Annotated in this window: 21 protein-coding genes and 1 pseudogene; 10 read left to right on the forward strand and 12 right to left on the reverse strand. The window is 64.6% G+C overall.

Features of this window, described 5'->3' with window-relative positions:
• Window positions 1-183: 183 nt before the first annotated feature.
• The 6 genes from V5279_RS30880 to V5279_RS30905 form a co-directional block, all read right to left on the reverse strand.
• A complete protein-coding gene (locus tag V5279_RS30880; RefSeq protein WP_338690938.1) occupies window positions 184-1,302 on the reverse strand; it encodes a cobalamin-independent methionine synthase II family protein in 1,119 nt (372 codons plus the stop codon).
• A 19-nt stretch (window positions 1,303-1,321) separates the two neighbouring features.
• Window positions 1,322-2,038 (reverse strand): ABC transporter ATP-binding protein, encoded by a 717-nt coding sequence (locus tag V5279_RS30885; RefSeq protein ID WP_338690939.1) that lies wholly within the window; start codon window positions 2,036-2,038, stop codon window positions 1,322-1,324.
• On the reverse strand, window positions 2,031-2,783 hold the full coding sequence (locus tag V5279_RS30890) for an ABC transporter ATP-binding protein (protein ID WP_338690940.1): 753 nt from the start codon (window positions 2,781-2,783) through the stop codon (window positions 2,031-2,033). The genes V5279_RS30885 and V5279_RS30890 overlap by 8 nt, the downstream gene beginning before the upstream one ends.
• Window positions 2,780-3,811 (reverse strand): branched-chain amino acid ABC transporter permease, encoded by a 1,032-nt coding sequence (locus V5279_RS30895; RefSeq protein WP_338690941.1) that lies wholly within the window; start codon window positions 3,809-3,811, stop codon window positions 2,780-2,782. The genes V5279_RS30890 and V5279_RS30895 overlap by 4 nt, the downstream gene beginning before the upstream one ends.
• A 7-nt stretch (window positions 3,812-3,818) precedes the next feature.
• On the reverse strand, window positions 3,819-4,688 hold the full coding sequence (locus V5279_RS30900; protein ID WP_166207542.1) for a branched-chain amino acid ABC transporter permease: 870 nt from the start codon (window positions 4,686-4,688) through the stop codon (window positions 3,819-3,821).
• A gap of 204 nt (window positions 4,689-4,892) precedes the next feature.
• Entirely contained in the window at window positions 4,893-6,074 is a 1,182-nt protein-coding gene (locus tag V5279_RS30905; protein WP_166305775.1) for an ABC transporter substrate-binding protein, read from the reverse strand.
• Between the two features lie 378 nt (window positions 6,075-6,452).
• Between V5279_RS30905 and V5279_RS30910 the strand changes: the two genes are divergently transcribed.
• Window positions 6,453-6,731, forward strand: coding sequence for a hypothetical protein (locus V5279_RS30910; RefSeq protein ID WP_338701453.1), 279 nt, complete (start codon window positions 6,453-6,455; stop codon window positions 6,729-6,731).
• 81 nt (window positions 6,732-6,812) lie between these two features.
• Here the strand turns inward: V5279_RS30910 and purU are convergent, their stop codons facing one another.
• Window positions 6,813-7,676 (reverse strand): formyltetrahydrofolate deformylase, encoded by an 864-nt coding sequence (gene purU / locus V5279_RS30915; protein WP_166305769.1) that lies wholly within the window; start codon window positions 7,674-7,676, stop codon window positions 6,813-6,815.
• A gap of 128 nt (window positions 7,677-7,804) precedes the next feature.
• On the opposite strand from purU, the gene V5279_RS30920 reads away from it, so the two are divergent.
• Window positions 7,805-8,650 carry a uroporphyrinogen-III synthase gene (locus tag V5279_RS30920; RefSeq protein ID WP_338690942.1) on the forward strand — a complete coding sequence of 282 codons (846 nt, stop codon included), beginning with the start codon at window positions 7,805-7,807 and terminating at the stop codon, window positions 8,648-8,650.
• On the opposite strand, the gene V5279_RS30925 is transcribed toward V5279_RS30920, so the two are convergent.
• The 4 genes and pseudogenes from V5279_RS30925 to V5279_RS30940 form a co-directional block, all read right to left on the reverse strand.
• On the reverse strand, window positions 8,647-9,624 hold the full coding sequence (locus V5279_RS30925) for a tripartite tricarboxylate transporter substrate binding protein (protein ID WP_338690943.1): 978 nt from the start codon (window positions 9,622-9,624) through the stop codon (window positions 8,647-8,649). The genes V5279_RS30920 and V5279_RS30925 overlap by 4 nt on opposite strands.
• Window positions 9,625-9,738: 114 nt before the next feature.
• Window positions 9,739-10,680, reverse strand: coding sequence for a GDP-L-fucose synthase (gene fcl, locus V5279_RS30930; protein WP_338690944.1), 942 nt, complete (start codon window positions 10,678-10,680; stop codon window positions 9,739-9,741).
• Window positions 10,664-11,745: pseudogene (gene gmd, locus V5279_RS30935) on the reverse strand (GDP-mannose 4,6-dehydratase). Before gmd ends, fcl begins: the two are co-directional and overlap by 17 nt.
• A gap of 248 nt (window positions 11,746-11,993) precedes the next feature.
• Window positions 11,994-12,668 (reverse strand): Crp/Fnr family transcriptional regulator, encoded by a 675-nt coding sequence (locus V5279_RS30940; protein WP_029084712.1) that lies wholly within the window; start codon window positions 12,666-12,668, stop codon window positions 11,994-11,996.
• 384 nt (window positions 12,669-13,052) lie between these two features.
• On the opposite strand from V5279_RS30940, the gene V5279_RS30945 reads away from it, so the two are divergent.
• The 6 genes from V5279_RS30945 (at window position 13,053) to V5279_RS30970 (ending at window position 20,327) form a co-directional block, all read left to right on the forward strand.
• Window positions 13,053-13,874, forward strand: coding sequence for an ABC transporter ATP-binding protein (locus V5279_RS30945; RefSeq protein WP_338690946.1), 822 nt, complete (start codon window positions 13,053-13,055; stop codon window positions 13,872-13,874).
• A complete protein-coding gene (locus V5279_RS30950; RefSeq protein WP_338690947.1) occupies window positions 13,871-15,799 on the forward strand; it encodes a long-chain fatty acid--CoA ligase in 1,929 nt (642 codons plus the stop codon). Before V5279_RS30945 ends, V5279_RS30950 begins: the two co-directional genes overlap by 4 nt.
• A gap of 214 nt (window positions 15,800-16,013) precedes the next feature.
• Window positions 16,014-16,907: a branched-chain amino acid ABC transporter permease gene (locus V5279_RS30955; RefSeq protein WP_338690948.1), complete on the forward strand. Its 894-nt coding sequence runs from the start codon at window positions 16,014-16,016 to the stop codon at window positions 16,905-16,907.
• A 3-nt stretch (window positions 16,908-16,910) separates the two neighbouring features.
• Window positions 16,911-17,984 (forward strand): branched-chain amino acid ABC transporter permease, encoded by a 1,074-nt coding sequence (locus V5279_RS30960; protein WP_029084716.1) that lies wholly within the window; start codon window positions 16,911-16,913, stop codon window positions 17,982-17,984.
• Window positions 17,985-18,043: 59 nt separating this feature from the next.
• Window positions 18,044-19,327 carry an ABC transporter substrate-binding protein gene (locus tag V5279_RS30965; RefSeq protein WP_338690949.1) on the forward strand — a complete coding sequence of 428 codons (1,284 nt, stop codon included), beginning with the start codon at window positions 18,044-18,046 and terminating at the stop codon, window positions 19,325-19,327.
• 160 nt (window positions 19,328-19,487) lie between these two features.
• Complete coding sequence (locus V5279_RS30970) at window positions 19,488-20,327, forward strand: ABC transporter ATP-binding protein (RefSeq protein WP_029084718.1); 840 nt, start codon at window positions 19,488-19,490, stop codon at window positions 20,325-20,327.
• Between the two features lie 74 nt (window positions 20,328-20,401).
• Here the strand turns inward: V5279_RS30970 and V5279_RS30975 are convergent, their stop codons facing one another.
• Window positions 20,402-21,553 (reverse strand): AGE family epimerase/isomerase, encoded by a 1,152-nt coding sequence (locus V5279_RS30975; RefSeq protein ID WP_338690950.1) that lies wholly within the window; start codon window positions 21,551-21,553, stop codon window positions 20,402-20,404.
• A gap of 98 nt (window positions 21,554-21,651) precedes the next feature.
• On the opposite strand from V5279_RS30975, the gene V5279_RS30980 reads away from it, so the two are divergent.
• Window positions 21,652-22,875 carry a phenylacetate--CoA ligase family protein gene (locus tag V5279_RS30980; protein ID WP_338690951.1) on the forward strand — a complete coding sequence of 408 codons (1,224 nt, stop codon included), beginning with the start codon at window positions 21,652-21,654 and terminating at the stop codon, window positions 22,873-22,875.
• A gap of 125 nt (window positions 22,876-23,000) precedes the next feature.
• Window positions 23,001-23,531, forward strand: coding sequence for an HAD family hydrolase (locus tag V5279_RS30985; RefSeq protein ID WP_338690952.1), 531 nt, complete (start codon window positions 23,001-23,003; stop codon window positions 23,529-23,531).
• The last annotated feature ends 3 nt before the right edge of the window (window positions 23,532-23,534 follow it).

The raw sequence follows: 23,534 nt of genomic DNA on the forward strand, positions 1-23,534 counted from the left end.
GTTCGACCGGCTCACCGTTCGTCAGTGCTGGCTAAGCTCGAAAGCGATCAACATCGTTGGATCATCCTCAATGGACCAAAGCTATCATGTGGCCAGAACAACTGTCCAGCCACACGAGCTCACGCGGGATGCGCCGTCATTCCGGGTGCCTCGAAGCCGCGAACCCGGAACGATGAGCGAAACCTACTTGCCCCACACCTCGTTGGCGACCTCGACGGCGAGCCGCAGCTTGGCCCACTGCTCTTCCTCGGAGAGGATGTTGCCCTCCTCGGTGGAGGCAAAGCCGCATTGCGGCGACAGCGCGAGCTGCTCGATCGGGGCAAACTTCGATGCCTCCTCGAGCCGCCGCTTGATGTCGTCCTTCTTCTCGAGCTCGCCGAATTTTGAGGTGATGACGCCGACCACCACGACCTTGTTGCCCTTGGGCAGGAAGCGCAGCGGCTCGAAGCCGCCGGCACGATCGGAATCATATTCGAGGAAGTAGCCGTCGTAATTGGTGCCGGCGAGCATGGTCTCGGCGACCGGCTCGTAGCCGCCTGAGGAAATCCAGGTCGAACGGAAATTGCCGCGGCAGACATGCGTGGTGATCACCATGTCGGACGGCCGATCGGCGATCGCGTAATTGATGACGCGGGCGTAGATCTCCTGCAAACCGTCGGGATTGTCGCCGCGGTCGCGCGACTTCTCCAGTTCCTCCTGCGAGCACAGATAGGCCCACACCGTGTCGTCGAATTGCAGGTAGCGGCAGCCGGCGTCGTAGAACGCCTTGACCGCCTTGCGATAGGTCTTGCCGAGGTCCTGGTAGAATTCCTCGAGGTCCGGGTAGACCTCTTTCGAGATCAGCTTGCGGCCGCCGCGGAAGTGCAGCACCGCCGGCGACGGGATCGTCATCTTCGGCACAACATGCGCCTGGTCGGCGTACTTCTTCAGGAACCGGAAGTGATCGAGCATCGGGTGATGATCGGAGAAGTCGAGCTTGTCGATCACCCGGATGGCGTCGTGCCGGGTCTGCACGCCCGCGAACTGGATGCCCATGTCGGGATGGAACAGCTCGCAACCGGTCAGGTGGCTGAGGAAATCGAAGTGCCACCAGGAACGGCGGAACTCGCCGTCGGTCGCAAGCTTCAGGCCGACCGACGCCTGCTTGTGCACGACCTTCTCGATTTCCATGTCCTCGACCTTGCGCAGCTCGTCGGCCGAGATCTCACCCTTCTCCAATCTGGCGCGGGCTTCCTTGATCTTTGGCGGCCGCAACAGGCTGCCGACCTCGTCGGCGCGAAACGGAGGCTTGGTTCGCTGCATGGTCAACTCCCGAACGTTTCTAATGTACCTTGGCCCCGGAGACGCCGAGGTGGCGCTCGAGGACGGAGGGATCGGCTTTCAGCGCAGTGCTTGTGGCATCGTGCACGATCATGCCGCGTTCCAATATCACAACGCGGTCGGCGAGCCCGAGAATCTTTTGTGCATTCTGCTCGACGATGATCGAACAGATCCCACCGGCCCGCGTGATGGTTCCGATCGCCTTTAACAATTCCTCAACGATGATCGGCGCGAGGCCTTCGGTCGGCTCGTCGAGCAGCAGCACTTTCGGATTCAAGGTCAGCGCGCGGCCGATCGCCAGCATCTGCTGCTCGCCACCCGACAGCTGGTTGCCGAAATTGCCGCGCCGCTCCTTCAGCCGCGGAAACATCTCGTACACCCGCTCGACCGTCCACGGCCCGGGCTGCGCCACCGCGGTCATGTTCTCTTCCACCGTCAGCGAGCGGAAGATATTGCGCTCCTGCGGCACCCAGCCGATCCCGGCGCGGGCGCGCTGGTCGGGCCGCATCGCGGTGATGTCGTGGCCTGCCAGTGCGACGCTGCCGCTGAAGCGTCTAACGATGCCGACGATCGAATTGATCAGCGTGGTCTTGCCGGTGCCGTTGCGGCCGAGCAGCGCGAGCACCTGGCCCTCGGCGAGCGAAAGCGACATATCGGGCAGCACCACCGCCTCGCCATATCCGGCGCGCAGGCCCTTGATGGAGAGCAGGTCAGGCATCGGCCGCCTCGCCGAGATAGACCGCCCTGACCTGCGGATCGCGCGCGACCTCGTCGGGTGCGCCCTCGGTGAGCAGGCCGCCATTGACCAGCACCGAGATGCGGTCGGCAAAGGAGAATACGAGGTCCATGTCGTGCTCGATCAGCAGCACGGTGACGTCGCGCGGCAGCGCCGCGACCGCCGCCAGGATATCATGGCGCTCGCTCTCGGGCACGCCGGCCGCGGGCTCGTCGAGCAGCAGCACCCGCGGCTTGGCGGCGATGGCGACCGCGATCTCGAGCAGCCGCTGCCTGCCATAGGGCAATGTCGAGGTGAGCTCGGTCATCACGTCGAGCAGATGGAACCGCGACAATATCTCGGCGATCTCGGCGTTGACGTCTCTCCGCGTCCCCATCCGCCGCCACCAGTCGCCGCCGCGGCCCATTCGCTCAGAAACGGCGAGTCCGATGGTCTCGAGCGGGGTCAGGTCGGCATAGAGCTGGTTGATCTGGAAGGTGCGCGACAGTCCGCGCAGCACCCGCTTGTGCACGGAGAGGCCGGTGATGTCGCTGCCTTCGAGCAGGATGCGTCCGCTGTTCGGCGTCAGCACCCCGGTAAGCTGATTGATGACGGTGGTCTTGCCGGCGCCGTTGGGTCCGATCAGCGCGTGGCGGGCGCCCTGCATCACCTGCAGCGAGAGATCGCGGGTGACGCGAAGGCCGCCAAAGGATTTTTCCAGGCTGCGGGTCTCCAGCGCGATCGTCATGACGCATCGCTCTCCGGCACGGCGACGGCGGCTTTGCGGCCGGCGAACTGGCGGACGATCAGGTTCGGCACGAACAGCACCCAGCGGTGGATGCGCGCGCGGCCGACCAGCACGATCACGACCAGCACGAGGCCGATCCAGAACAGCCAGTATTGCGGGGTGATGGTCTGAAACAGCTCCTGCAGCATCTTGAACACGACGGCGCCGATCAGCCCGCCATAGAGATAGCCGGTGCCGCCGATCACGAGCACCAGCATCAGGTCGGCGGAGCGCTCGAAGGAAAACACGTCGAGCGAAGCGAGCGCCGTGGTCTGGGTGAACAGCGCGCCGGCGATGCCGGCATAGAACGCGGCGAGTGTATAGACCGCAATCAGGCGGCGGTTGACCGGCACGCCGATCGCGGCCGCGCGCAGCGGATTATTCCTGATCGCGCGCAGCGACAGGCCGAACGGCGAATGCACCACGCGGCGGGCAAACAGGAACAGGATGAACAGCACGATCAGCGAGTAGAAGAACCCGGTCTTGCCGAACATGTCGAAGGTGAACAGCCCGAGGATCGGCTGCATCTCGATGCCCTGCAGGCCGTCGGTGCCGCCGGTGATGTTGGAGAAGCGTTCGGCGAGCGCTTCCAGCAAGAGCGCGATGCCGAGTGTCACCATCAGCCGCGTCAGGTCGACGCCGCGGATGACCAGGAAGCTGGTCAGGAAGCCGAGCACGGCGGCCACAAGACCAGCGACAACAAGCGCAATGACGGGCTCGTTGATGATGCCGTGCAGCGCCAGCAAGCCGGCCGAATAGGCGCCGACGCCGAAGAAGGCCGCATGGCCCAGCGAGACGATGCCGGCGTAACCGAGGATCAGGTCGAGCGACAGCGCGAACAGGCCAAGCCGCACGATGTCGGTCATGATCAGGTAGCGCGACGGGAACAGGAAGGCGCAGGCGAGCGTCAGCACCCAGAACGCGACCTCGCCGATCCGCCAGCGCGCGCTGGCCATCGCGTGAGTGGAGACGTCGGACAGCGCGGTCATGCCAGCCTCACCGCGCCGCGGTGCGGCCGAACAGGCCGTTGGGACGCCAGAGCAGGATCACGATCATCACCGTGTAGATCACGAAGGGTCCGACCTTGGGCACGTAATATTTGCCGGCGACGTCGGCGATGCCGAGCAGCAGCGAAGCCAGGAACGGCCCGGTGATCGAGGAGGAGCCACCAACGGTCACGACGATCAGGAAGTAGATCATGAATTTCAGCGGGAAGTATGGATCGAGCCCGAGGATCTCCGCGCTCAGCGCGCCGCCAAGGCCGGCGAGGCCGCAGCCGAAGGCGAAGGTGAAGGCGAACACCTGCGGCACGTTGATACCGAGCCCGATCGCGGCGCGCGGATCGTCGACGGCGGCGCGCAGCCGGCTGCCGAACCGCGTCTTGGCGAGGATCAGCTGCAGCGCCAGCGTGAGCAGGCCGCAGATCACGACGATCATCAGCCGGTAGCGGCCGATGCCAACTCCGAACAGATCGATCTGGCCTTCCAGCGCCGCCGGCAGCTTGATGAAGACCCGCGACGATCCCATGATGTAGTCGACCGCGGCGACCGACATGAAGACGAGACCGATCGAGAACAGCACCTGATCGAGATGGCTGCGGGCATAGAGATGGCGGTACAGCGTGCGCTCCAGCGCGATGCCAATCACTGCGCTTCCGACAAAGGCGAGCGGCAGGCCTGCGAAGAACGGCCAGCCGGAATTGTTGACCAGCACGGCGCAGATATAGCCGCCGGCCATGGCGAAGGCGCCGTGCGCGAGATTGACGAAGTTCATCAACCCGAGCGTCACCGCCAGCCCGCAGGCGAGCACGAACAGCAACATGCCGTAGGCGACGCCGTCAAACAGATTGGTGAGGATAGAGGCCATCGGGTCAGCCTAGCCGAAAGAACGCCACCACGTCGCGCAGGTCGGATAGATCGTCATGGCCGGGCTCGTCCCGGCCATCCACGTCTTGCTCGCACGCCGGCAGGAAAGACGTGGATGCCCGGCACATCTGCGTGAAGACACGCTTCGCGTTTTTGGCCGGGCATGACGGAGTACGGGCACGCGCTAGGAATGACGATAACGGCGTCACTTCTTCGTCTTGCCGGAATCCTTGACGGCCTCGAAGGTTGCGAACTCGACGTTGTAGAGCTCGCCGTCGACCTTCTCGACCTTGCGGATATAGATGTTCTGCACGATGTCGCGGGTTTCCGGATCGATCGAGATCGGGCCGCGCGGGCTCTCCCACTTCATGCCCTTCATCGCCTCGATCAGCTTGTCGCCGTCGGTTGCACCATTGGTCTTCTTCAGCGCCTCGTAGATCAGATGGATGCCGTCATAGCCGCTGACCGCCATGAAGCCCGGCCGGTTGCCGTATGCCTTCTTGTAGGCGGCGACGAAGTCCTTGTTCATCGCTGACGGATGGGCTGCCGAATAGAGATGCGCGGTCACCGCGCCGAGCGCGGCATCGCCCATATTGTTGAGCAGATCGTCGTCCATCACGTCGCCGGGGCCGATCACCTTGATGCCGCTCTTGTCGAGCCCGCGCTCGGCATATTGCTTCATGAAATTGCCGCCCTGCCCCGCCGGCACGAACACGAACATCGCGTCGGGCTTGGCATCCTTCATGCGCTGCAGGAACGGCGCGAAGTCAGGATTGGCGAGCGGGACCTTGACCTCTTCCACGACCTCGCCGCCACCGGCGGTGAAGTGCTGCTTGAAGAAGGTCAGCGCGTCGTTGCCTGGCGCATAATCCGAGGTCAGCGTCGCAACCTTCTTGATTCCGTTCTTGACCGCCCAGTCGCCGATGATGGTGGAGGATTGCGCCAGCGTGAAGCTGGTGCGCACGATATAGGGCGAGCGCTCGGTGATGATGGAGGTGCCGGCCGCCATCACGACTTCCGGGATCTTCGCCTGCGTCGCCAGCGGCGCCGCGGCAAGCGCCGCGGGCGTCACGCCGAAGCCGGCGATGAAGCTGACCTTGTCGTTGACGATCAGCTCCTGCGCGAGCCGCTTGGTGTTGTCGGGCACCGCGGCGTCGTCCTTCAGGATGATCTCGATCTTCTTGCCGGCGACGGTGTCGCCCTTCTGCTGCATGTAGAGCTTGATCGCGTTATCGATCTGCTTGCCGGTCGACGCCTGGCCGCCGGTCATCGGCAGGATCAGGCCGATCTTGACCGCGTCGTCCGCCCGCGCCGGCGCGCTGGCGCACAATCCCGGAAGCACGGCCGAAGCGGCGCCCCACAGCAACAATTTGCGACGATTGAACATCGACGTCCCTCCCCCCTTCCATTCTTCTGCGTCGAGCCGAGTCCCCCGGCCCTTGCCCTACCTTAACCCAAGCATGTCACGGCCAAGGCGCAACGCGACAAGGCGTCTCCCCGTGCTCTCTGTCAATCGGACGATGGACGTGTGTCGCGCGGGGTGCGATCCGGCTCGCGGCCGAGACCAGTATCAGGATACCAAAGCCGCTCCCCTAAATTCGATGCCCGCGAGAACCGGTCTCGCGCGCACAAGGGCTTCGCGGGCTCGATTCATTTGTACGATCGTACAAACAAAGCCGCGATGTCAACAAACAAGCACAATTGCAGCCGAACGGTCGCGCCCGACATCATCATCCATAAAGACCAGGGCTGTATGCTGCCTCCCATGCCGATCGTCACGCGCCACATCCCTGTCCTGATTGCCCTCGCGCTCGCGGCCTGCGCGCTCGGGGGATGCAGCACCGTGAACCAAAAGCTCTCGTCCGGCATGGCCGACTACATTCCAGCCTGGGCCGGCGGCCTGCCCGCGGATGCGCCGCCGCGGCAGGGCACCCCGGAATACGACAAGTTCATGCAGGAGCGGGAACGCAAGCGCCAGATACCCGCGGCCGAGCGTGGCGACGACGCCAAGCCGGCCGCGACGACGCAGGACGCGCCCCACTGAGCCGATGCTCCGGTCGAGGGAGTCCTCTCTCCTGAGGATTTCGCGGCGGCCGTCGAGTTCGGCCACCACGTGAACCGCGGATCAGTCCACGAACACCACGGTCTTGCGGCCGTTGAGGATGACACGGTCGGCCAGATGGTAACGGATCGCGCGCGCCAGCACGCGGCGCTCGATATCGCGACCCTTGCGCACCAGATCCTCCGGCGTGTCGCGATGGCTGATGCGCTCGACGTCCTGGTCGATGATCGGCCCCTCGTCGAGATCGCTGGTGACGTAATGCGCCGTGGCGCCGATCAGCTTGACGCCGCGCTCATGCGCCTGGTGGTAGGGCTTGGCGCCCTTGAAGCCGGGCAGGAAGGAATGATGGATGTTGATGCAGCGGCCCGACAGCCGCGCCGACATCTCGTCGGACAGGATCTGCATGTAGCGGGCCAGCACCACGAGGTCGGTGTTGGTGTCCTGGGCCAGCTGCCACACCGCGTCTTCCTGCTGCCGCTTGGTCTCTTTGGTCACCGGCAGATGATGGAATGGGATGTCGCCGAAATCGAGCGAACCATAGCTCTCGCGCGGGTGGTTGGAGACAATCGCGGTCGGGATCATCTCGAGCTCGCCGGTGCGCCAGCGATAGAGGATGTCGACCAGGCAATGATCGGACTTGGACACCAGCAGCATCACCCGGCGGCGGCTGGCGCGATCGCGCATCTGCCATTCCATGCCGAAACGCTCGGCGATCGCGGCAAAGCCGGTCTGCAGCGCAGCCAGCTCCACCGCGAGATCGGCCGCGGTGAACACCACGCGCATGAAGAACTTGCCGGTCTCGATATCGTCGAACTGCTGGGCGTCCAGGATGTTCTGCCCATTATGCGCGAGGAAGGTCGAGACCGCCGAGACGATCCCCGGACGGTCCGGACAGGACAGGGTCAGAACGAATTGATGGTCGGGCATGCCAATTGACCAAAGCTTGAGCAGGTAGGTGGAATTTTCGGCCCTCGTCTACACCGCGGGCGGCCTTGCGCCAATCCCGGCGCGGGGGTCAAATCGAACAAATGACGACAATGTTGTTAGGGACCATCATGGCTGACCGGCTGAACGGCTACCGCATCCTGATCCTCGAGACCCGCGAGGAGGCGCAGTTTTCCCGCCTGCTCGCCGAACAGGGCGCCGACGTGCTGCAATGCCCGATGTTCACCATCCATGATGCGCCTGATCCGGCGCCGATCGAGGCCTGGATTCGCCGCGCCATCGAACGCCCGCTCGACGACCTCGTGCTGATGACCGGTGAGGGCCTGCGCCGCCTGATGAAGGTCGTGCGCCGGATCGGGGTCGAGGCGGAGTTTGTCGGCAGCCTCGGCAAAACGCGCAAATTCGCCCGCGGCCCCAAGCCTGGCCGCGCGCTGCGCGAGATCGCCCTGGAGCCGCAAATGACGACGGAGAAGCCGACCTCGGAAGGCGTCGCCGAGATGCTGGCAAAGCTCGACCTGACCGGCCATCGGCTCGGCCTGCAGCTTTATCCGGACAAGGACCACGCCACCCTGATCGGCGCGATCAAGGCACGTGGCGCCGAGATCGATACGGTGCTGCCCTATGTCTATGATGCGCAAGCCGCCGACACCAACATCGTCACCGCGATCGAAGAGATGGCGCAGGGCCGCATCGATGCGATCGCGCTGACCAATCTCGGCCAGGTCCGCCGCCTCGTCGAGGTGGCACGGGCGCGCGGTTGCGAGGACAGGTTACGCGAGGGGCTCGCGCGTACCCCGATCGCTTCCGTCGGACCGGCGGTATCGGATGAACTCAAGTCCCAAGGCCTGCGCACCGACATCTACCCGGCCGAAGACGCCTTCTTCATGCGGCCGTTGATATCGGCAATGGCGGCAGCGCTTTCAAAAAATCCGCCGCGCGCGGCGGCGCGAAGCTAATCCACCTTGGCGCCGGCGAACTTGACCACCTTGCCCCATTTCTCGGTCTCGTCCGCCACCAGTCTGCCGAAGTCGGCAGCCGAGCCCGGCAGCATCATCGCGCCGAGCTCGGTGAACCGCGCCTTCGCCTTCGGATCGGCGAGGATTTCATTGACCGCCTTGTTGAGCTTGTCGACGATTTCGGGCGGCGTGTTCTTCGGTGCCGCGAGGCCGTACCAGGCGCTCGCCTCGTAGCCCGGCAGGAAGTCGGCGACCGGCGGCAGATCCGGAAGCACGTCCGAACGGGTCGTGCTGGTCACGGCAAGTCCGCGCAGCTTGCCGGATTTGACGTGCTCGGCACAGGTCGGAAGATTGTCGAACATCACCTGCATCACGCCGGAGAGCATGTCGGTTATCGCCGGCGCGCCACCCCGGTAGGGCACGTGCTGCATCTTGATGCCGGTGAGCATCTTGAACAGTTCGCCCGACATGTGGATCGTCGAACCGTTGCCTGACGACGCCATGTTGAGCTTGCCGGGATTGGCCTTTGCATAGGCGATCAATTCGGGAATCGACTTGATCGGCAGTGAGGGGCGCACCACCACAACGTTGGGAAAGCGAATGATGCCCGCGATCGGCTCCATCTCGCGCATGAAATCGAAGGGCAACTTCTCGTAGAGCGTCGCGTTGATCGCATTTGCCGGCGCGACCAGCAGCAGGGTGTAGCCGTCGGGCGCTGCGCGCAGTGCCGCCTCCGTGGCGATGTTGGTGCCGCCGCCCGGCCGGTTCTCGATAATGAAGGATTGCCCGAGTCTTTCCGACAGCCATTGCCCCATCAGGCGCGCCGTGAGGTCTGCCGAACCGCCCGGGGTGTAGCCGATCACGAGGCGAACCGGCCGCGCCGGATAGGCCTGGGCACGCGCGCTGCCAAATGTGAGCGGAAGCGCAGCCGTACCGGCCGCAAGTTGCAGGAATTGGCGGCGCAGAATTTTCATGATGCCTCCTCCGACGCACTGGCGGCTCTTGCGGCCGCTCGGGTACGCGCATCCTATCCGCGGCGTCGCCAAGCCGACAGATATTCTCAGTCGGAGGGCGGGAGGATCACCGCGTCACTTCGTCTCGCGCAGAAAGGCCTGATAGGCGAGCTTGATGCCATCCTCGAGCGAGGTGGTGGCGCGCCAGCCGAGCTTGGCCAGACGGCTGACGTCGAGCAGCTTGCGCGGCGTGCCGTCCGGGCGCGAGGTGTCGAAGCCGATCTCGCCGCGATAGCCGACAGTGGCGGCAACGACGCGGGCGAACTCGGCGATGGTGATGTCCTCGCCGGTGCCGATATTGACCAGGTCCGGCGAGGAATAGGTCTTCATCAGATGGATGCAGGCGTCGGCGAGATCGTCGACATAGAGGAATTCGCGGCGCGGCGTGCCGGTGCCCCACACCACGACATTGCTGGCGCCCGAGACCTTGGCCTCGTGGAAGCGGCGGATCAGAGCGGCGACGACGTGGCTGTATTCGGGATGATAATTGTCGCCGGGACCGTAGAGATTGGTCGGCATCACGCTGATGAAATCTGAGCCATACTGGCTGCGATAGGCTTCGGCCATCTTGATCCCGGCGATCTTGGCGATGGCATAGGGCTCGTTGGTCGGCTCCAGCGGGCCGGTCAGCATCGAATCCTCGCGCAGCGGCTGCGGCGCCAGGCGCGGATAGATGCAGGACGAGCCGAAGAACATCAGCTTCTCGCATCCATTGGCATGGGCGGCCTGGAGCACATTGGTCGAGATCGCGAGATTGTCGTAGAGGAATTCGGCCCGCAGCGTGTTGTTGGCGACGATGCCGCCGACCTTGGCGGCGGCGAGGAACACGGCCTGCGGCCGCTTCGCGGCAAACCAGGCGCTCACCGCGGCCTGGTCGCGCAAATCGACCTCGCTGCGCGACACCGTCAGCAGATCGGCCTGTTCGCGCGCCAGCCGGCGCATCAGCGCCGAGCCGACCATGCCGCGATGGCCGGCAACGAAAACCGTCTTGCCCTTCAGTTCAAACGTGCTTGCCATTGCCCGCGTCCTGCCTGGCCTCAGCGAGATCGCTGGCGACCATCTCCTGCACCAGCCGCGCGAATGGCGTCTTCGGGGCCCAGCCGAGCTTGGCGCGTGCCTTGCTGGCGTCGCCGATCAGGAGATCGACCTCGGTCGGACGGAAATAGGTCGGGTCGATCTGCACCAGGGTCTTGCCCGACGCCTTGTCGACGCCGACCTCGTCGACGCCCTTGCCGCGCCATTCGATGCTGCGGCCGACCTCCGCAAACGCCAGCTCGACGAACTCGCGGACCGAGCGCGTCTCGCCGTCGCGAGCACGAAATCATCAGGCTCGTCGGCCTGCAGGATTTTGTGCATGCCTTCGACATAGTCGCGGGCATGGCCCCAGTCGCGCTTGGCATCGAGATTGCCGAGATAGAGCTTGCTCTCGAGGCCGACCTCGATGCGGGCGACGGCGCGCGTGATCTTGCGCGTCACGAAGGTCTCGCCGCGGATCGGGCTCTCATGGTTGAACAGGATGCCGTTGCTGGCGAACATGCCATAGGCCTCACGGTAGTTCACCGTGATCCAGTAGCCGTAGAGCTTGGCGACGCCATAGGGCGAGCGCGGATAGAACGGCGTGGTCTCCTTCTGCGGCACCTCCTGCACGAGCCCGTAAAGCTCCGAGGTCGAGGCCTGGTAGAACCGCGTCTCCTTTTCCATGCCGAGGATGCGGATCGCCTCCAAAAGGCGCAGCACGCCGATGGCGTCCGCGTTCGCAGTATATTCCGGGCTCTCGAAGCTGACCTGGACGTGGCTCTGGGCGGCGAGGTTGTAGATCTCGGTCGGCCGGATCTGCTGCATCAGCCGGATCAGATTGGTCGAATCCGTCATGTCGCCGTAGTGCATCAGGAACGGCACGTTGCCGGCATGCGGGTCCTGGTAGAGATGGTCAACCCGCGCGGTGTTGAACGAGGACGACCGGCGCTTGATCCCGTGCACGGTGTAGCCGAGGCCAAGCAGATATTCGGCGAGATACGCGCCGTCCTGCCCGGTCACGCCGGTGATCAGCGCCACGCGCCGCTTTGAGTCCTGAGCCGCCATGTCATCTCCAGAGAGCGCGAGACCGCGCGATCCCGACGAGGCCGGTCTGTAGCATCCGGCCTTCGCCAAGTCTAATCGCTTAATCGTGTGAAATCAGGACTTTAAGGCATGATCCGGAAAAGTGTGAAGCGGTGCGACAAGCGCGGAACGCGCTTGCGCGGAGATCATGCCCAAACAAGAAGCCAAAGCGCGATGGATCTCATCGCGCTTTAGAACCTCAGAAAGTGGCTCAACACTACCCTGCCCCGTCACTCGCCGTAGTGGCGGAGCCGGTCGAGGTTGATGATGGTCACCCCGCCATATTCGAGCCGCAGCAGCCCCTCGCGCTCGAGTCGCTTCAGGCACTGGTTGGCATTCTGCCGGGAGATTCCCGACAGCGCCCCGATCTCCTCCTGGGTGATCTCCAGGTGCAGGGTGAGGTCGGGGTAGAGGATCGGATTGAACAGCGAGGCGATCGAGCGCGCCAGCCGCGCCGTCGCATCCAGCGTGCGGCCGTATTCGAGCAGCGCGATGAACTGGCCGAGCCGTTCGTTGAGCGATCCGACCAGGAAACGGTTGAACCCGACGCTGTTCTCGAACAGCCAGACGAAGGTCCGGCGATCCATCATCGCCAGCCGCGTGTCGCGCAGCGCGACCACGTCGTAGCGCCGCGGCTCGTTCTTGAGCACGGTGCCCTCGCCGAACCACGCGCCGGCGGTGAGGCCCGCGAAACTCGCGGCCTTGCCGCCGCGCGACACGATGCCCATGCGCGCGAGCCCGCTGACGATGCCGGTCCAGTACTGGAAATTGTCGCCGCGCATGAAGATGAATTCGTTGGCGCGGTAGGACTTCTCGGAAATGCCGGCGCGCGCGATTTCGATTTCTTGCTCGCTCAGTTCGCGCGACCAGGCCGCGATGCGCCTTAAGTAATCAGCAGCAATCATTCTAGCGACGGCATCCCACCCCAAAGATACTGACACGATATTGCACTGCAGCAACGCCGTGTGCGAAGCCAGCAGCCCGACGCCTGGAATGCCAGCGAAAATTCCTGACCAAATGTCGGGCACATGACAATTCAACCTATCGCTTTCTCGTATTCAGAGCCACCTCGCGTAACGCCGCGCAGCACCTTGGTGGATCGCTGACGGCGGATGACGCGAGACCAGGCTTGCAGGCGGGTGCGGCGTTACCGCGCATGGCGCAGGCGATCGGGGCAATGCTCCCGAACGCCGGCATCATTAGTCGGATGGTCTCCCTTCGGCGGCCCATATAAGATCGGAGCGAAAGATCAAGAGCGCGCCAAAGCGCCTGTATCTGGAGGGAACAGGGTGTCTTACAGTCTCGAGGTGCGCGGGGTCTCATTGCGCTTTGGCGGCGTCCGCGCGCTGACCGAAGTGAGCTTCGGCGTGAATCAGGGCGAACTGTTCTCGATCATCGGCCCGAACGGCGCCGGCAAGACCTCGATCGTTAACTGCATTTCCGGCCGTTATAAGCCGACCGAAGGCCAGCTCTTTTATGGCGGCAAGGATATCACCGGCCTCACCCCGAACGCGCGGCCCCGCCTCGGCATCGGCCGGACCTTCCAGAATCTCGCGCTGTTCCACCACATGAGCGTGCTCGACAACATCATGGTCGGCCGCCATCACCTCTTGAAGAACAACTTCATCACCGGATCGCTGTACTGGCTGACCGGCGCGCGCCGCGAGGAGCTGGAGCACCGCCGCAAGGTCGAGGAGATCATCGACTTCCTCGACCTGCAATCGGTGCGCAAGGCGACCGCCGGCACCCTGCCCTACGGCCTGCGCAAGCGCGTCGAGCTCGCCCGCGCGATGGCGCTGGAACCGCAACTGATCCTGCTCGACGAGCCGATGGCCGGCATGAATTTCGAAGAGAAGGAGGACATGGCGCGCTACATTGTCGATCTCAACGAAGAGTTCGGCATGACCGTGATGATGATCGAGCACGACATGGGCGTCGTGATGGACATCTCCCACCGCGTCATGGTGCTGGATTTCGGCCGCAAGATCGCCGAGGGCGATCCGGCCGCCGTGCTCGCCGATCCCCATGTCAAGCGCGCCTATCTCGGCGAAGAGGACGAGGCGCTGGTCGATCCCGACGACAAGCCGGCGGCGCGGGAGAGCGCGGCATGATGGACTATGCCGGACGCGCCGCGCAGGCCGACACCTATCCAAAGCTGCTGCGCCTGAACGCAAAAGAGCACGGCAACGAGATCGCGCTGCGCGAGAAGGATCTTGGGCTGTGGCGCGAATTCACCTGGAACGATTACCAGACGCGCACCCATGATTTCGCGCTCGGCATGGTCGAGCTCGGGCTCGGCCGCGGCGACGTGATCGGCATCATCGGCGACAACCGGCCGGACTGGGTCGCCGCCGAGATCGCCAGCCACGCCATCGGCGCGATGAGCCTCGGCCTCTATCGCGACGTGCTCGACGAGGAAGCCGCCTATCTGTTGAGCTACGGCGAAGCCAAGCTGGTGTTCGCCGAGGACGAGGAGCAGGTCGACAAGCTGCTCACGCTCGCCGACCGCGTGCCTCACCTCAAGCACATCGTCTATTCCGACCCGCGCGGCATGCGGAAATACGACGATCCGCGGCTGATGGAGGCGAGCAAGCTGGTTGCGCTCGGCCGCGACCGCGCCGCACGTGAGCCCGCTTTGTACGATCGGCTGGTCGACGAAACCAAAGGCGAGGACGTTGCGATCCTCTGCACGACCTCAGGCACGACGGCGAACCCGAAGCTCGCAATGCTTGCGGCGGGCCGTGTGCTGCGGCACTGCGCGACCTATCTCGCCTTCGACCCGAAGGGACCGGACGACGAGTATGTCTCGGTGCTGCCGCTGCCCTGGATTATGGAGCAGGTGTACGTGCTCGGCAAAGGGCTGCTCTGCCGGATGAAGGTCAACTTCGTCGAAGAGCCCGACACCATGATGAACGACTTCCGCGAGATCGCGCCGACCTTCGTGCTGTTCGCGCCGCGGGTATGGGAATCAATCGCGGCCGACGTCCGCGCCGGGGTGATGGACGCCTCGCCGTTCAAGCAGCGGCTCTACGGTCTCGGCATGAAGACCGGGCTTGCCGCGCTCGCCGAGGGCAAGCATTCGGTGCTCGCCGACCAGATCCTGTTCCGCGCGCTGCGCGACCGGCTCGGCTTCACGCGGCTGCGCTCGGCGGCAACCGGTGGCGCCGCGCTCGGACCGGATACTTTCAAGTTCTTCCAGGCGATGGGCGTGCCGCTGCGCACGCTTTACGGCCAGACCGAGCTGCTCGGTGCCTATACGCTGCACCCCGAAGGCGAGGTCGATCCCGATACCACCGGCGTGCCGATGGCCGACAGCATCGAGATCCGGGTCGACAATGCCGACGTCAACGGCGTCGGCGAGATCGTGGTGCGCCACCCCAATATGTTCCTCGGCTACTACAAGAACCCGGAAGCATCGGTGGCCGACATCAAGGACGGCTGGATGCATTCGGGCGATGCCGGCTACTACAACGACAACCGGCAGCTCGTCGTGATCGACCGCATCAAGGATCTCGCCGAGACCTCGCGCGGCGAGCGCTTCTCGCCGCAATATATCGAGAACAAGCTGAAATTCTCGCCCTATGTCGCCGAGGCCGTCGTGCTCGGCGCCGGCCGCGACGCGCTCGCCGCGATGATCTGCATCCGCTACTCGATCATCTCGAAATGGGCGGAGAAGAACCGGCTCTCGTTCACGACCTATACCGACCTGTCCTCGCGTCCGGAGGTCTATGCGCTGCTGAGGAAAGAGGTCGAGACGGTCAACGCCACTCTGCCGCCGGCGCAGCGCATCTCGCGCTTTCTATTGCTCTACAAGGAGCTCGATGCCGACGACGGCGAGCTGACCCGCACCCGAAAAGTCCGCCGCGGCGTCATCAACGAGAAATACGCCGACATCATTGATGCGATCTACCGTGGCACGGCCAAAATCCCGGTCGATACCGTGATCCGCTTCCAGGACGGCACGACACAGCGCGTGCGCACCACGCTCGAGGTCGTCGATCTCGGCCGCGCCGTGACCGCGGAGGCCGCGGAATGAACCTTGGGCAATACAGTGAGATCGCAGTGACTGCGCCCTCTCCCCTTGTGGGAGAGGGCTACACCGCCGACCGACACGACCTCGCTGCGGTGAGGGGGCCTCTCTCCGCATTCCCGATGCGGAGACAACCCCTCACCCGGCTTCGCTTCGCGAAGCCACCCTCTCCCACAAGGGGAAAGGGTACTAGCGCCGCCGTCCGGAGCTACCACACCCCATGAACACCCAGTTCCTGATCCAGCTGATCGTCAACGGCCTCGTGGTCGGCACGCTTTATGGCGTGGTCGCGATGTCGTTCGTGCTGATCTACAAGGCGACGCAGGTTGTCAACTTCGCACAGGGCGAATTGCTGCTGGTCGGCGCCTGGGTGTGCTGGGCGCTGCTGACCAAGTACCAGGTGCCCTTCTGGGTCGGGATGCCGATCACGCTGGTGTTCATGTTCATCTTCGGCATCGCGATCCAGGTCGTGATCCTGCGGCCGATGATCGGCGAACCGATCATCTCCGTGATCATGGTGACGATCGGCCTCTCGACCGTGTTCCAGGCCGCGCTGAAGTGGATCTTCGGCGTCAACCCGCAACCGTTCCCGCGGGTGTTCCAGAGCCAGTCGGTCAGCCTGTTCGGGCTGCAGATCCAGACCGTCTATCTCATGAGCCTCGTGGTCTCGCTCGCCATGATGGTCGGCATGGCCTGGTTCTTCCGCGCCTCCAAATACGGGCTTGCGATGCGCGCCACCGCCTTCAACCAGCAGGTCGCGCAGTCGCTCGGCATTTCCGTGAAGAACGTGTTCGCGATGGCGTGGGCGATTTCGGCTACCGTCTCGGCGGTTGCCGGGGTCGTGGTTGCGGTCGTGAACGGCGTGTCGTCCGGCCTCTCGGCCTATGGCATCAAGGTGTTTCCGGCCGCGATCCTGGGCGGACTCGACTCGGTCGGCGGCGCCGTGCTCGGCGGCATCATCATCGGGCTGCTGGAAAACGTCGCCCAGTATGTCGACAGCGAGTATCTGCACTGGGGCAATCTCTACGAAATCGCGCCGTTCTACGTCCTGATCATCATCCTGATGATCAAGCCCTATGGGCTGTTCGGCACCAAGGACATCGAGCGGGTCTGATCAATGGCAACAAGCACTCTCATTCCTTCGGGCGATTTCCGCACCAGCTACGCGGCCGACACCACGATCTTCCCGACCGCAACCAGCCGCAACTTCGCGATCGCCGGCATCCTGCTCGCCTGCCTTGCACCGATGGTGCTGACCAATTACTGGCTCAGCGTCTCGATCCAGATCGGCATCTTCGCGATCGCAGCCCTCGGCCTCAACGTCCTGGTCGGCTTCACCGGCCAGATCTCGATCGGCCACGCCGCGTTCTTCCTGTTCGGCGCCTTCACCTCGGCCTACATCTCCAACAATCTGCCGATACCGGTGTTCTTCGCCATTCCCCTCGCCGGCGTGGTCACCGCGCTGGTCGGCCTGATCTTCGGCGTACCGGCGGCGCGGCTGAAGGGGCTCTATCTCGTCATCGCAACGCTTGCCGCGCAGTACATCCTGCTCGATTTCTTCTCGCGCGCCGACTGGTTCTCGGGCGGCTCGGTGCCGGCAAGCGCCAACCCGTTCTCGATCTTCGGCTACACGCTGCGCGGCGACCGGCAGTATTTCTACGTCGTGCTCGCCTACATGGTGATCAGCTACCTGCTGGTCACCAATCTGATGCGCACCCGCGACGGCCGCGCGCTGGTCGCGATCCGCGACCATTATCTCTCCGCCGAGATCATGGGCATCAACCTCACCAAGTACCGGACGCTGTCGTTCGGACTTGCCGCGTTCTTTGCCGGCATCGCCGGCGCGCTCTACGCGCATTATCAGCTGGTGGTCTCCCAGGAAGGCTTTGGCATCGAGCGCTCGGTGCTGTTCCTCGCCATGGTCATCATCGGCGGCACCGGCTCGGTGATGGGCACGCTGATGGGCACGGCCTTCGTAGTGCTGCTGCCGGAATCGATGGAATGGCTGAGCGCGTGGCTGAAGGGCGGCGCCATCGACAAGGCGCTGCAGCTCAACAACAACATCACCTTCCTGCGCGAGATCGCGATCGGCCTGATCATCATCGGCTTTTTGATGTTCGAGCCGGACGGGCTGGCGCATCGCTGGCGGCAGATCAAGGCCTACTGGAAGCTTTACCCGTTCTCGCACTGACGCAAGGCACGGAACGCAACTCAAAATTCGGTTCAACGAATAAGCAGGAGGAAACCAAAATGACGATTAGATCCCTTTTGAGCTCGGTCTCCCTCGCGCTGCTGATCAGCAGCGCGGCCGCCACCGCCCAGGCCCAGATCGCCATCGGCCATCTGCAGGACCTCTCCGGCGGCACCTCCGACGTCGGCACGCCCTACGGCCAGGGCGTTGCCGATACCTTCGCCTGGGTCAACAAGAACGGCGGCGTCGGCGGCAAGCAGCTCAATGTCGACAGCAACGACTATGGCTACCAGGTGCCGCGCGCCATCGCGCTGTACAAGAAGTGGTCGGCGCCCGACGGCAAGGTCGCGGCGATCATGGGCTGGGGCACCGCCGATACCGAGGCCCTCACCGGCTTCCTCGCGCAGGACAAGATCCCCGACATCTCCGGCTCCTACGCCGCCGCGCTGACCGATCCGGAAGGCACCAGCGGCAAGGCCAAGCCCGCGCCGTACAATTTCTTCTACGGTCCGAGCTATTCGGACTCGATGCGCGCGATGCTGACCTGGGCCGCTGAGGACTGGAAGGCCAAGGGCAAGTCCGGCAAGCCGAAGTTCGTCCATATGGGCGCCAACCATCCCTATCCGAACGCGCCAAAGGCGGCCGGCGAGGCGCTCGCCACCGAGCTCGGCTTCGAGGTGCTGCCGCCGCTGGTGTTTGCGCTGTCGCCCGGCGACTACTCGGCACAGTGCCTGAGCCTGAAGAGCTCCGGCGCCAATTACGCCTATCTCGGCAACACGGCCGCCTCCAACATCTCGGTGCTGAAGGCCTGCAAGACCGCCGGTGTCGACGTCCAGTTCATGGGTAATGTCTGGGGCATGGACGAGAACGCCGCCAAGACCGCCGGCGATGCCGCCGACGGCGTCATCTTCCCGCTCCGCACCGCGGTGAGCTGGGGCGGCAACGCGCCCGGCATGAAGACGGTGATGGAGATCTCCAAGATGTCCGATCCCACCGGCAAGGTCTATCGCCCGGTGCACTACATCGCGGCGGTGTGCAGCGCGCTCTATCTGAAGGAAGCGCTCGACTGGGCCGCCAAGAATGGCGGCGCCACCGGCGAGAACGTCGCCAAGGGCTTCTACCAGAAGAAGGACTGGGTGCCGGCCGGGATGGAGGGGGTCTGCAACCCGTCGACCTGGACCGAGAAGGATCACCGCCCGACGACGAAGGTCGATCTCTATCGCTCGAAGGTGTCGGGCGCGACCGACGGCGACATCAACGACCTGATGGGCAAGGGCACGATCAAGCTCGAGAAGGTGAAGACCGTCGAACTGCCGCGCAAGCCGGAATGGTTTGGGTGGTGACGTGGTGAGGCTGCCACCAGTGCAGCCTCTACAACAACCGTCATCCCCCGCGAAGGCGGGGGATCCAGGTCGCCGCGCTCTCACGTTTTGATCGCCGGCGTCTCTGGAATACTGGGTCACCCGCCTTCGCGGGTGACGACAGTGGAGAGTGATCGAGACCATGAACGAAACCCTCGAAGCCACCCGCCCCGGGCCGACGGCAGTGCCGCCGCCGCCCCTGCTCAGCGTCAACAACATCGAGGTCGTTTATGACGACGTCATCCTGGTGCTGCGCGGCCTCAGCCTCGAGGTGCCGAAAGGCGCGATCGTGGCGCTGCTCGGCGCCAATGGCGCCGGCAAGTCGACCACGCTGAAGGCGATCTCCGGCCTGCTCAAGACCGAGGACGGCGAGGTCACGCGCGGCGAGATCCTGTTCGAGGGCCAGCGCATCAACGGCATCGATCCGGACAAGATCGTCCGCCGCGGCATTTTCCAGGTGATGGAGGGCCGCCGCATCGTCGCCGACATGACGTCGCTGGAAAATCTGCGGCTCGGCGCCTTCACCCGGCGCGACGGCGAGGTCTCGGCCGACATCGACATGGTGTTCAAATATTTCCCGCGGCTGAAGGAGCGCACCGGCCTCGCCGGTTATCTCTCCGGCGGCGAGCAGCAGATGCTCGCGATCGGCCGCGCGCTGATGGCGCGCCCGAAGATGATCCTGATGGACGAGCCGTCGATGGGGCTGTCACCGCTGCTCGTCAAGGAAGTGTTCGCGATCATCAAGGAGATCAACCGCGATCTCGGCGTCACGATCCTGCTGGTCGAGCAGAACGCGCGCGCCGCGCTTTCGGTCGCGAGCCACGGCTACATCATGGAACAGGGTAAGGTGGTGCTCGACGGCTCCGCCGACGAGCTGCGCGACAACGAGGACGTCAAGGAGTTCTACCTCGGCGGCGCCGGCGACCAGCGCAAGAGCTTCAAGAACCTAAAGAGCTTCAAGCGGCGCAAGCGCTGGCTGTAAGGCCGTGGCGCGTTTTCTAGCGGAGTTGAGGACCGGTTCGCGTGCAGAAAACGCATCAGACCAGAAAGGGCGTTCTAGCTGAGCACCTGTTCCGCTTCGGTGACGGCGCAGAGCACATGGTAGAACGACGACGCCGGGATCGTCGCAATCAGCGACTTGCCGTCGCGGTCGAACTGGTCGTACCAGCCGCCGGCGACGGGATGGCTGAGATAGTGCCGTTCGAGCAGCACCAGCGCCGCGCGCGCCTCGTCCGCCGCGCTGGCTTCGCCCGACTCGGCCTGCGCGATCCAGGCCTTCGCCAGCTCACTTTGCGGCCACAGCCGCCGTGTGTGGCGGCGGATGTTGCCCTCGGCGTCGCCCTCATCGATCAGGCAGCCGGTGGCCGCGTCGCGATAGCGCAGCGCCGAGGCCAGCAGTTCGCCGCGCGGACGCCCGGTCGGGCAGCCCGTGATGCGTTCAAATCCCTTCAGCAACCAAACCCATTCCGCGAGGTGCCCGGGCTCGACAGAGACCGGCAGGATCTTCGACCAGTCCTCCTCGAAATATTCGCCGAGGGTGCGCGTCTGCTTGTCGTAGAGGTTGGCGAGGAACAGCGCGAAGAACTCGCCGGCGCGGTTCTGGAACGACAGATCGTGGGTCGCGTCGAAGCACGCGATCATCGCCTCGAACAGGTGCATCTGCGGATTCTGCCGGCGCGGCATCGAGGGCGGCAGGCCTTCCTGGAAGCCGCCGTGGGGCGAGCGCAGCTGGGTGTCGAGGAACGACAGCAGCGCGTCGATCTCGGCGCGGATCTGGGCGTCCTGGTCGAGGCCGTAGACGGTCGCGAGCGCCAGCAGCACGAAGGCGTGACCATAGGTGTCACGCAGCGGCTCATGCACGCCGCCGTCGGGCGTGAGGCTGTAGACGAAGCCCGGCCGGCCGTCCGGCGCCTTGGCCTTGGCCAGCAGGTAGTCCAGCCCCTTCAGCGCGATCGCGCGGCCTTCCGGATACCAGCCGAGCTGGGCCGCCTTGGCGTAGCAATAGATCTGGCGCGCTTGCACAAGCAGGCGGCGCGGCGCGGCGTGATCGGCTGTCCCATCCTGATGCAAACGGTCGACAAAGCCGCCGGTTGTGCTGTCCCAGCCGACCGTCGACCACAACGGCAGGGCGTGGTCGATGATGCGGCGCTTCAACCTCGCGACGACGTCGGCGGCCCCGTCCGCCGCAACGCTCTCTGCCTCAGCCATCGTGCTCCCTGGAACCATCCCAATGTCAGCGGTCACCGTCTGATAGCACGCGCCAGCCGGCACGTAACCCTGCGCACATCTTCCCTCAAGGATCCGCCATGACCGACCATTACGACGCCCTTGAAACGCGCGATCCGGCCCAGCGCGAGGCCGCCCTGTTCGCCCGGCTGCCGGACGTGCTGCGCAAGGCGATGGCAGCGCCCGCCTATGCCAATTTGCTGAGGGGCACCGATCCCGCATCCATCACCAGCCGGGAAGCGCTGGCGGAGCTGCCGGTGCTGCGCAAGTCGGAATTGCCGGCCCTGCACAAGGCTGCCCCGCCCTTTGGCGGCTTCGTGGCCGACAAGCCGGGCTCATTCGCCCGCCTGTTCACCTCGCCCGGCCCGATCTTCGAGCCTGAGGGCCGCCAGGCAGACCCTTGGCGCGGCGCGCGGGCGCTGTTTGCGGCGGGCTTCCGCGAGGGCGATGTGGTGCTGAACACTTTCAGCTATCACCTCACGCCCGGCGGCTTCATCTTCGACGCCTCGGCGCGGGCGCTCGGCTGCGCGGTGATCCCGGCAGGCCCGGGCAATACCGAGCAGCAATTCGAGCTGATCGAAGCCTATCGCCCGGTCGGCTACAGCGGCACTCCGGACTTCCTGAAAATCCTGCTCGACGCCGCCGCAGCGGGCGGCCGCGACGTGTCCTCAATCAAGCGCGCGCTGGTTTCGGGCGCCGCATTTCCGAAGTCGTTGCAGGAGGAGATGAAGTCGCGCGGCGTCGAGGCCTACCAGGCCTTCGGCACGGCCGATCTCGGCCTGATCGCGTTCGAGACGCCGGCGCGCGAGGGGATGACGGTCAACGAGGAGCTGATCCTGGAGATCGTCAAGCCCGGCACCGGCGATCCGGTCGCACCGGGCGATGTCGGCGAGATCGTGGTGACCTCGCTCGATCCGCATCATCCCTGGATTCGCCTTGCGCTCGGTGACCTGACCGCCGCGCTGCCCGGCGCGAGCCCGTGCGGGCGCACCAACATGCGTATCAAGGGCTGGATGGGCCGCGCCGACCAGACCACCAAGGTGAAGGGCATGTTCGTGCGTCCCGAGCAGGTCGCGGAAATCGGCAAGCGCCACCCTGCGCTCGGACGGCTGCGCCTCGTCGTCACGCGCGCCGGCGAGGCCGACGCAATGACGCTGAAGGCCGAATGCGCTTCGCCGCCCGCGTCGCTGCAGGATGAGGTTGCGGCGACGCTGCGTACCGTGACGAAACTCGGCGGCGCGGTCGAGCTTGTCGGCACAGGTGCGCTGCCGAACGACGGCAAGGTGATTGCCGACGAGCGATAGTCGTTGAGGTCAGAGAAGCGCGAGCGCCCGGCCACCTTTGGCGTGATCCGTCTACATTGTCGCGCGCGGCATTGTGAACTATTGAGCTGGCTCATGCCTCGTGGAGACGGACGGATCATCACCTCATGAGCAACGCTTCCGGAGATCAGCCGCGTCGGACGGCGGTTTTCTTCGATCGGGATGGCGTCCTGAACCAGGACATCGGCTACCTCTTCGAGAGCCACAGGCTGATCTGGATCGACGGCGCGCGCGAGGCGGTGAAGGCCGTCAACGACATGGGCTATTTTGCGTTCGTCGTGACCAACCAGTCAGGCGTTGCAAGAGGCCTCTACGAAGAGGCGCATGTCCAGGAGCTCCACGGCTGGATGGCCACAGAGCTCGGCAAGATCGGCGCACATATCGACGCCTTCGAATACTGCCCGTTCCATCCTGAGGGGACCGTCGAGCGATATCGGCAAGTCAGCCATCGCCGCAAGCCGTCGCCCGGCATGATCAATGACCTGCTGGCGCGTTTTCCGGTCGATCTCGAACGCAGCTTCCTGGTCGGCGATCAGCCGACCGATCTCGAGGCGGCGCGCGCAGCCGGCCTGAAGGGCTACCTGTTCTCAGGCCCCAATCTGGAGCTGTTCCTGAGGCCTCTGCTGCAGCGAAGCTGAGCC

The organism is Bradyrhizobium sp. 26S5, assembly GCF_036923295.1.
GTDB lineage: Bacteria > Pseudomonadota > Alphaproteobacteria > Rhizobiales > Xanthobacteraceae > Bradyrhizobium > Bradyrhizobium septentrionale.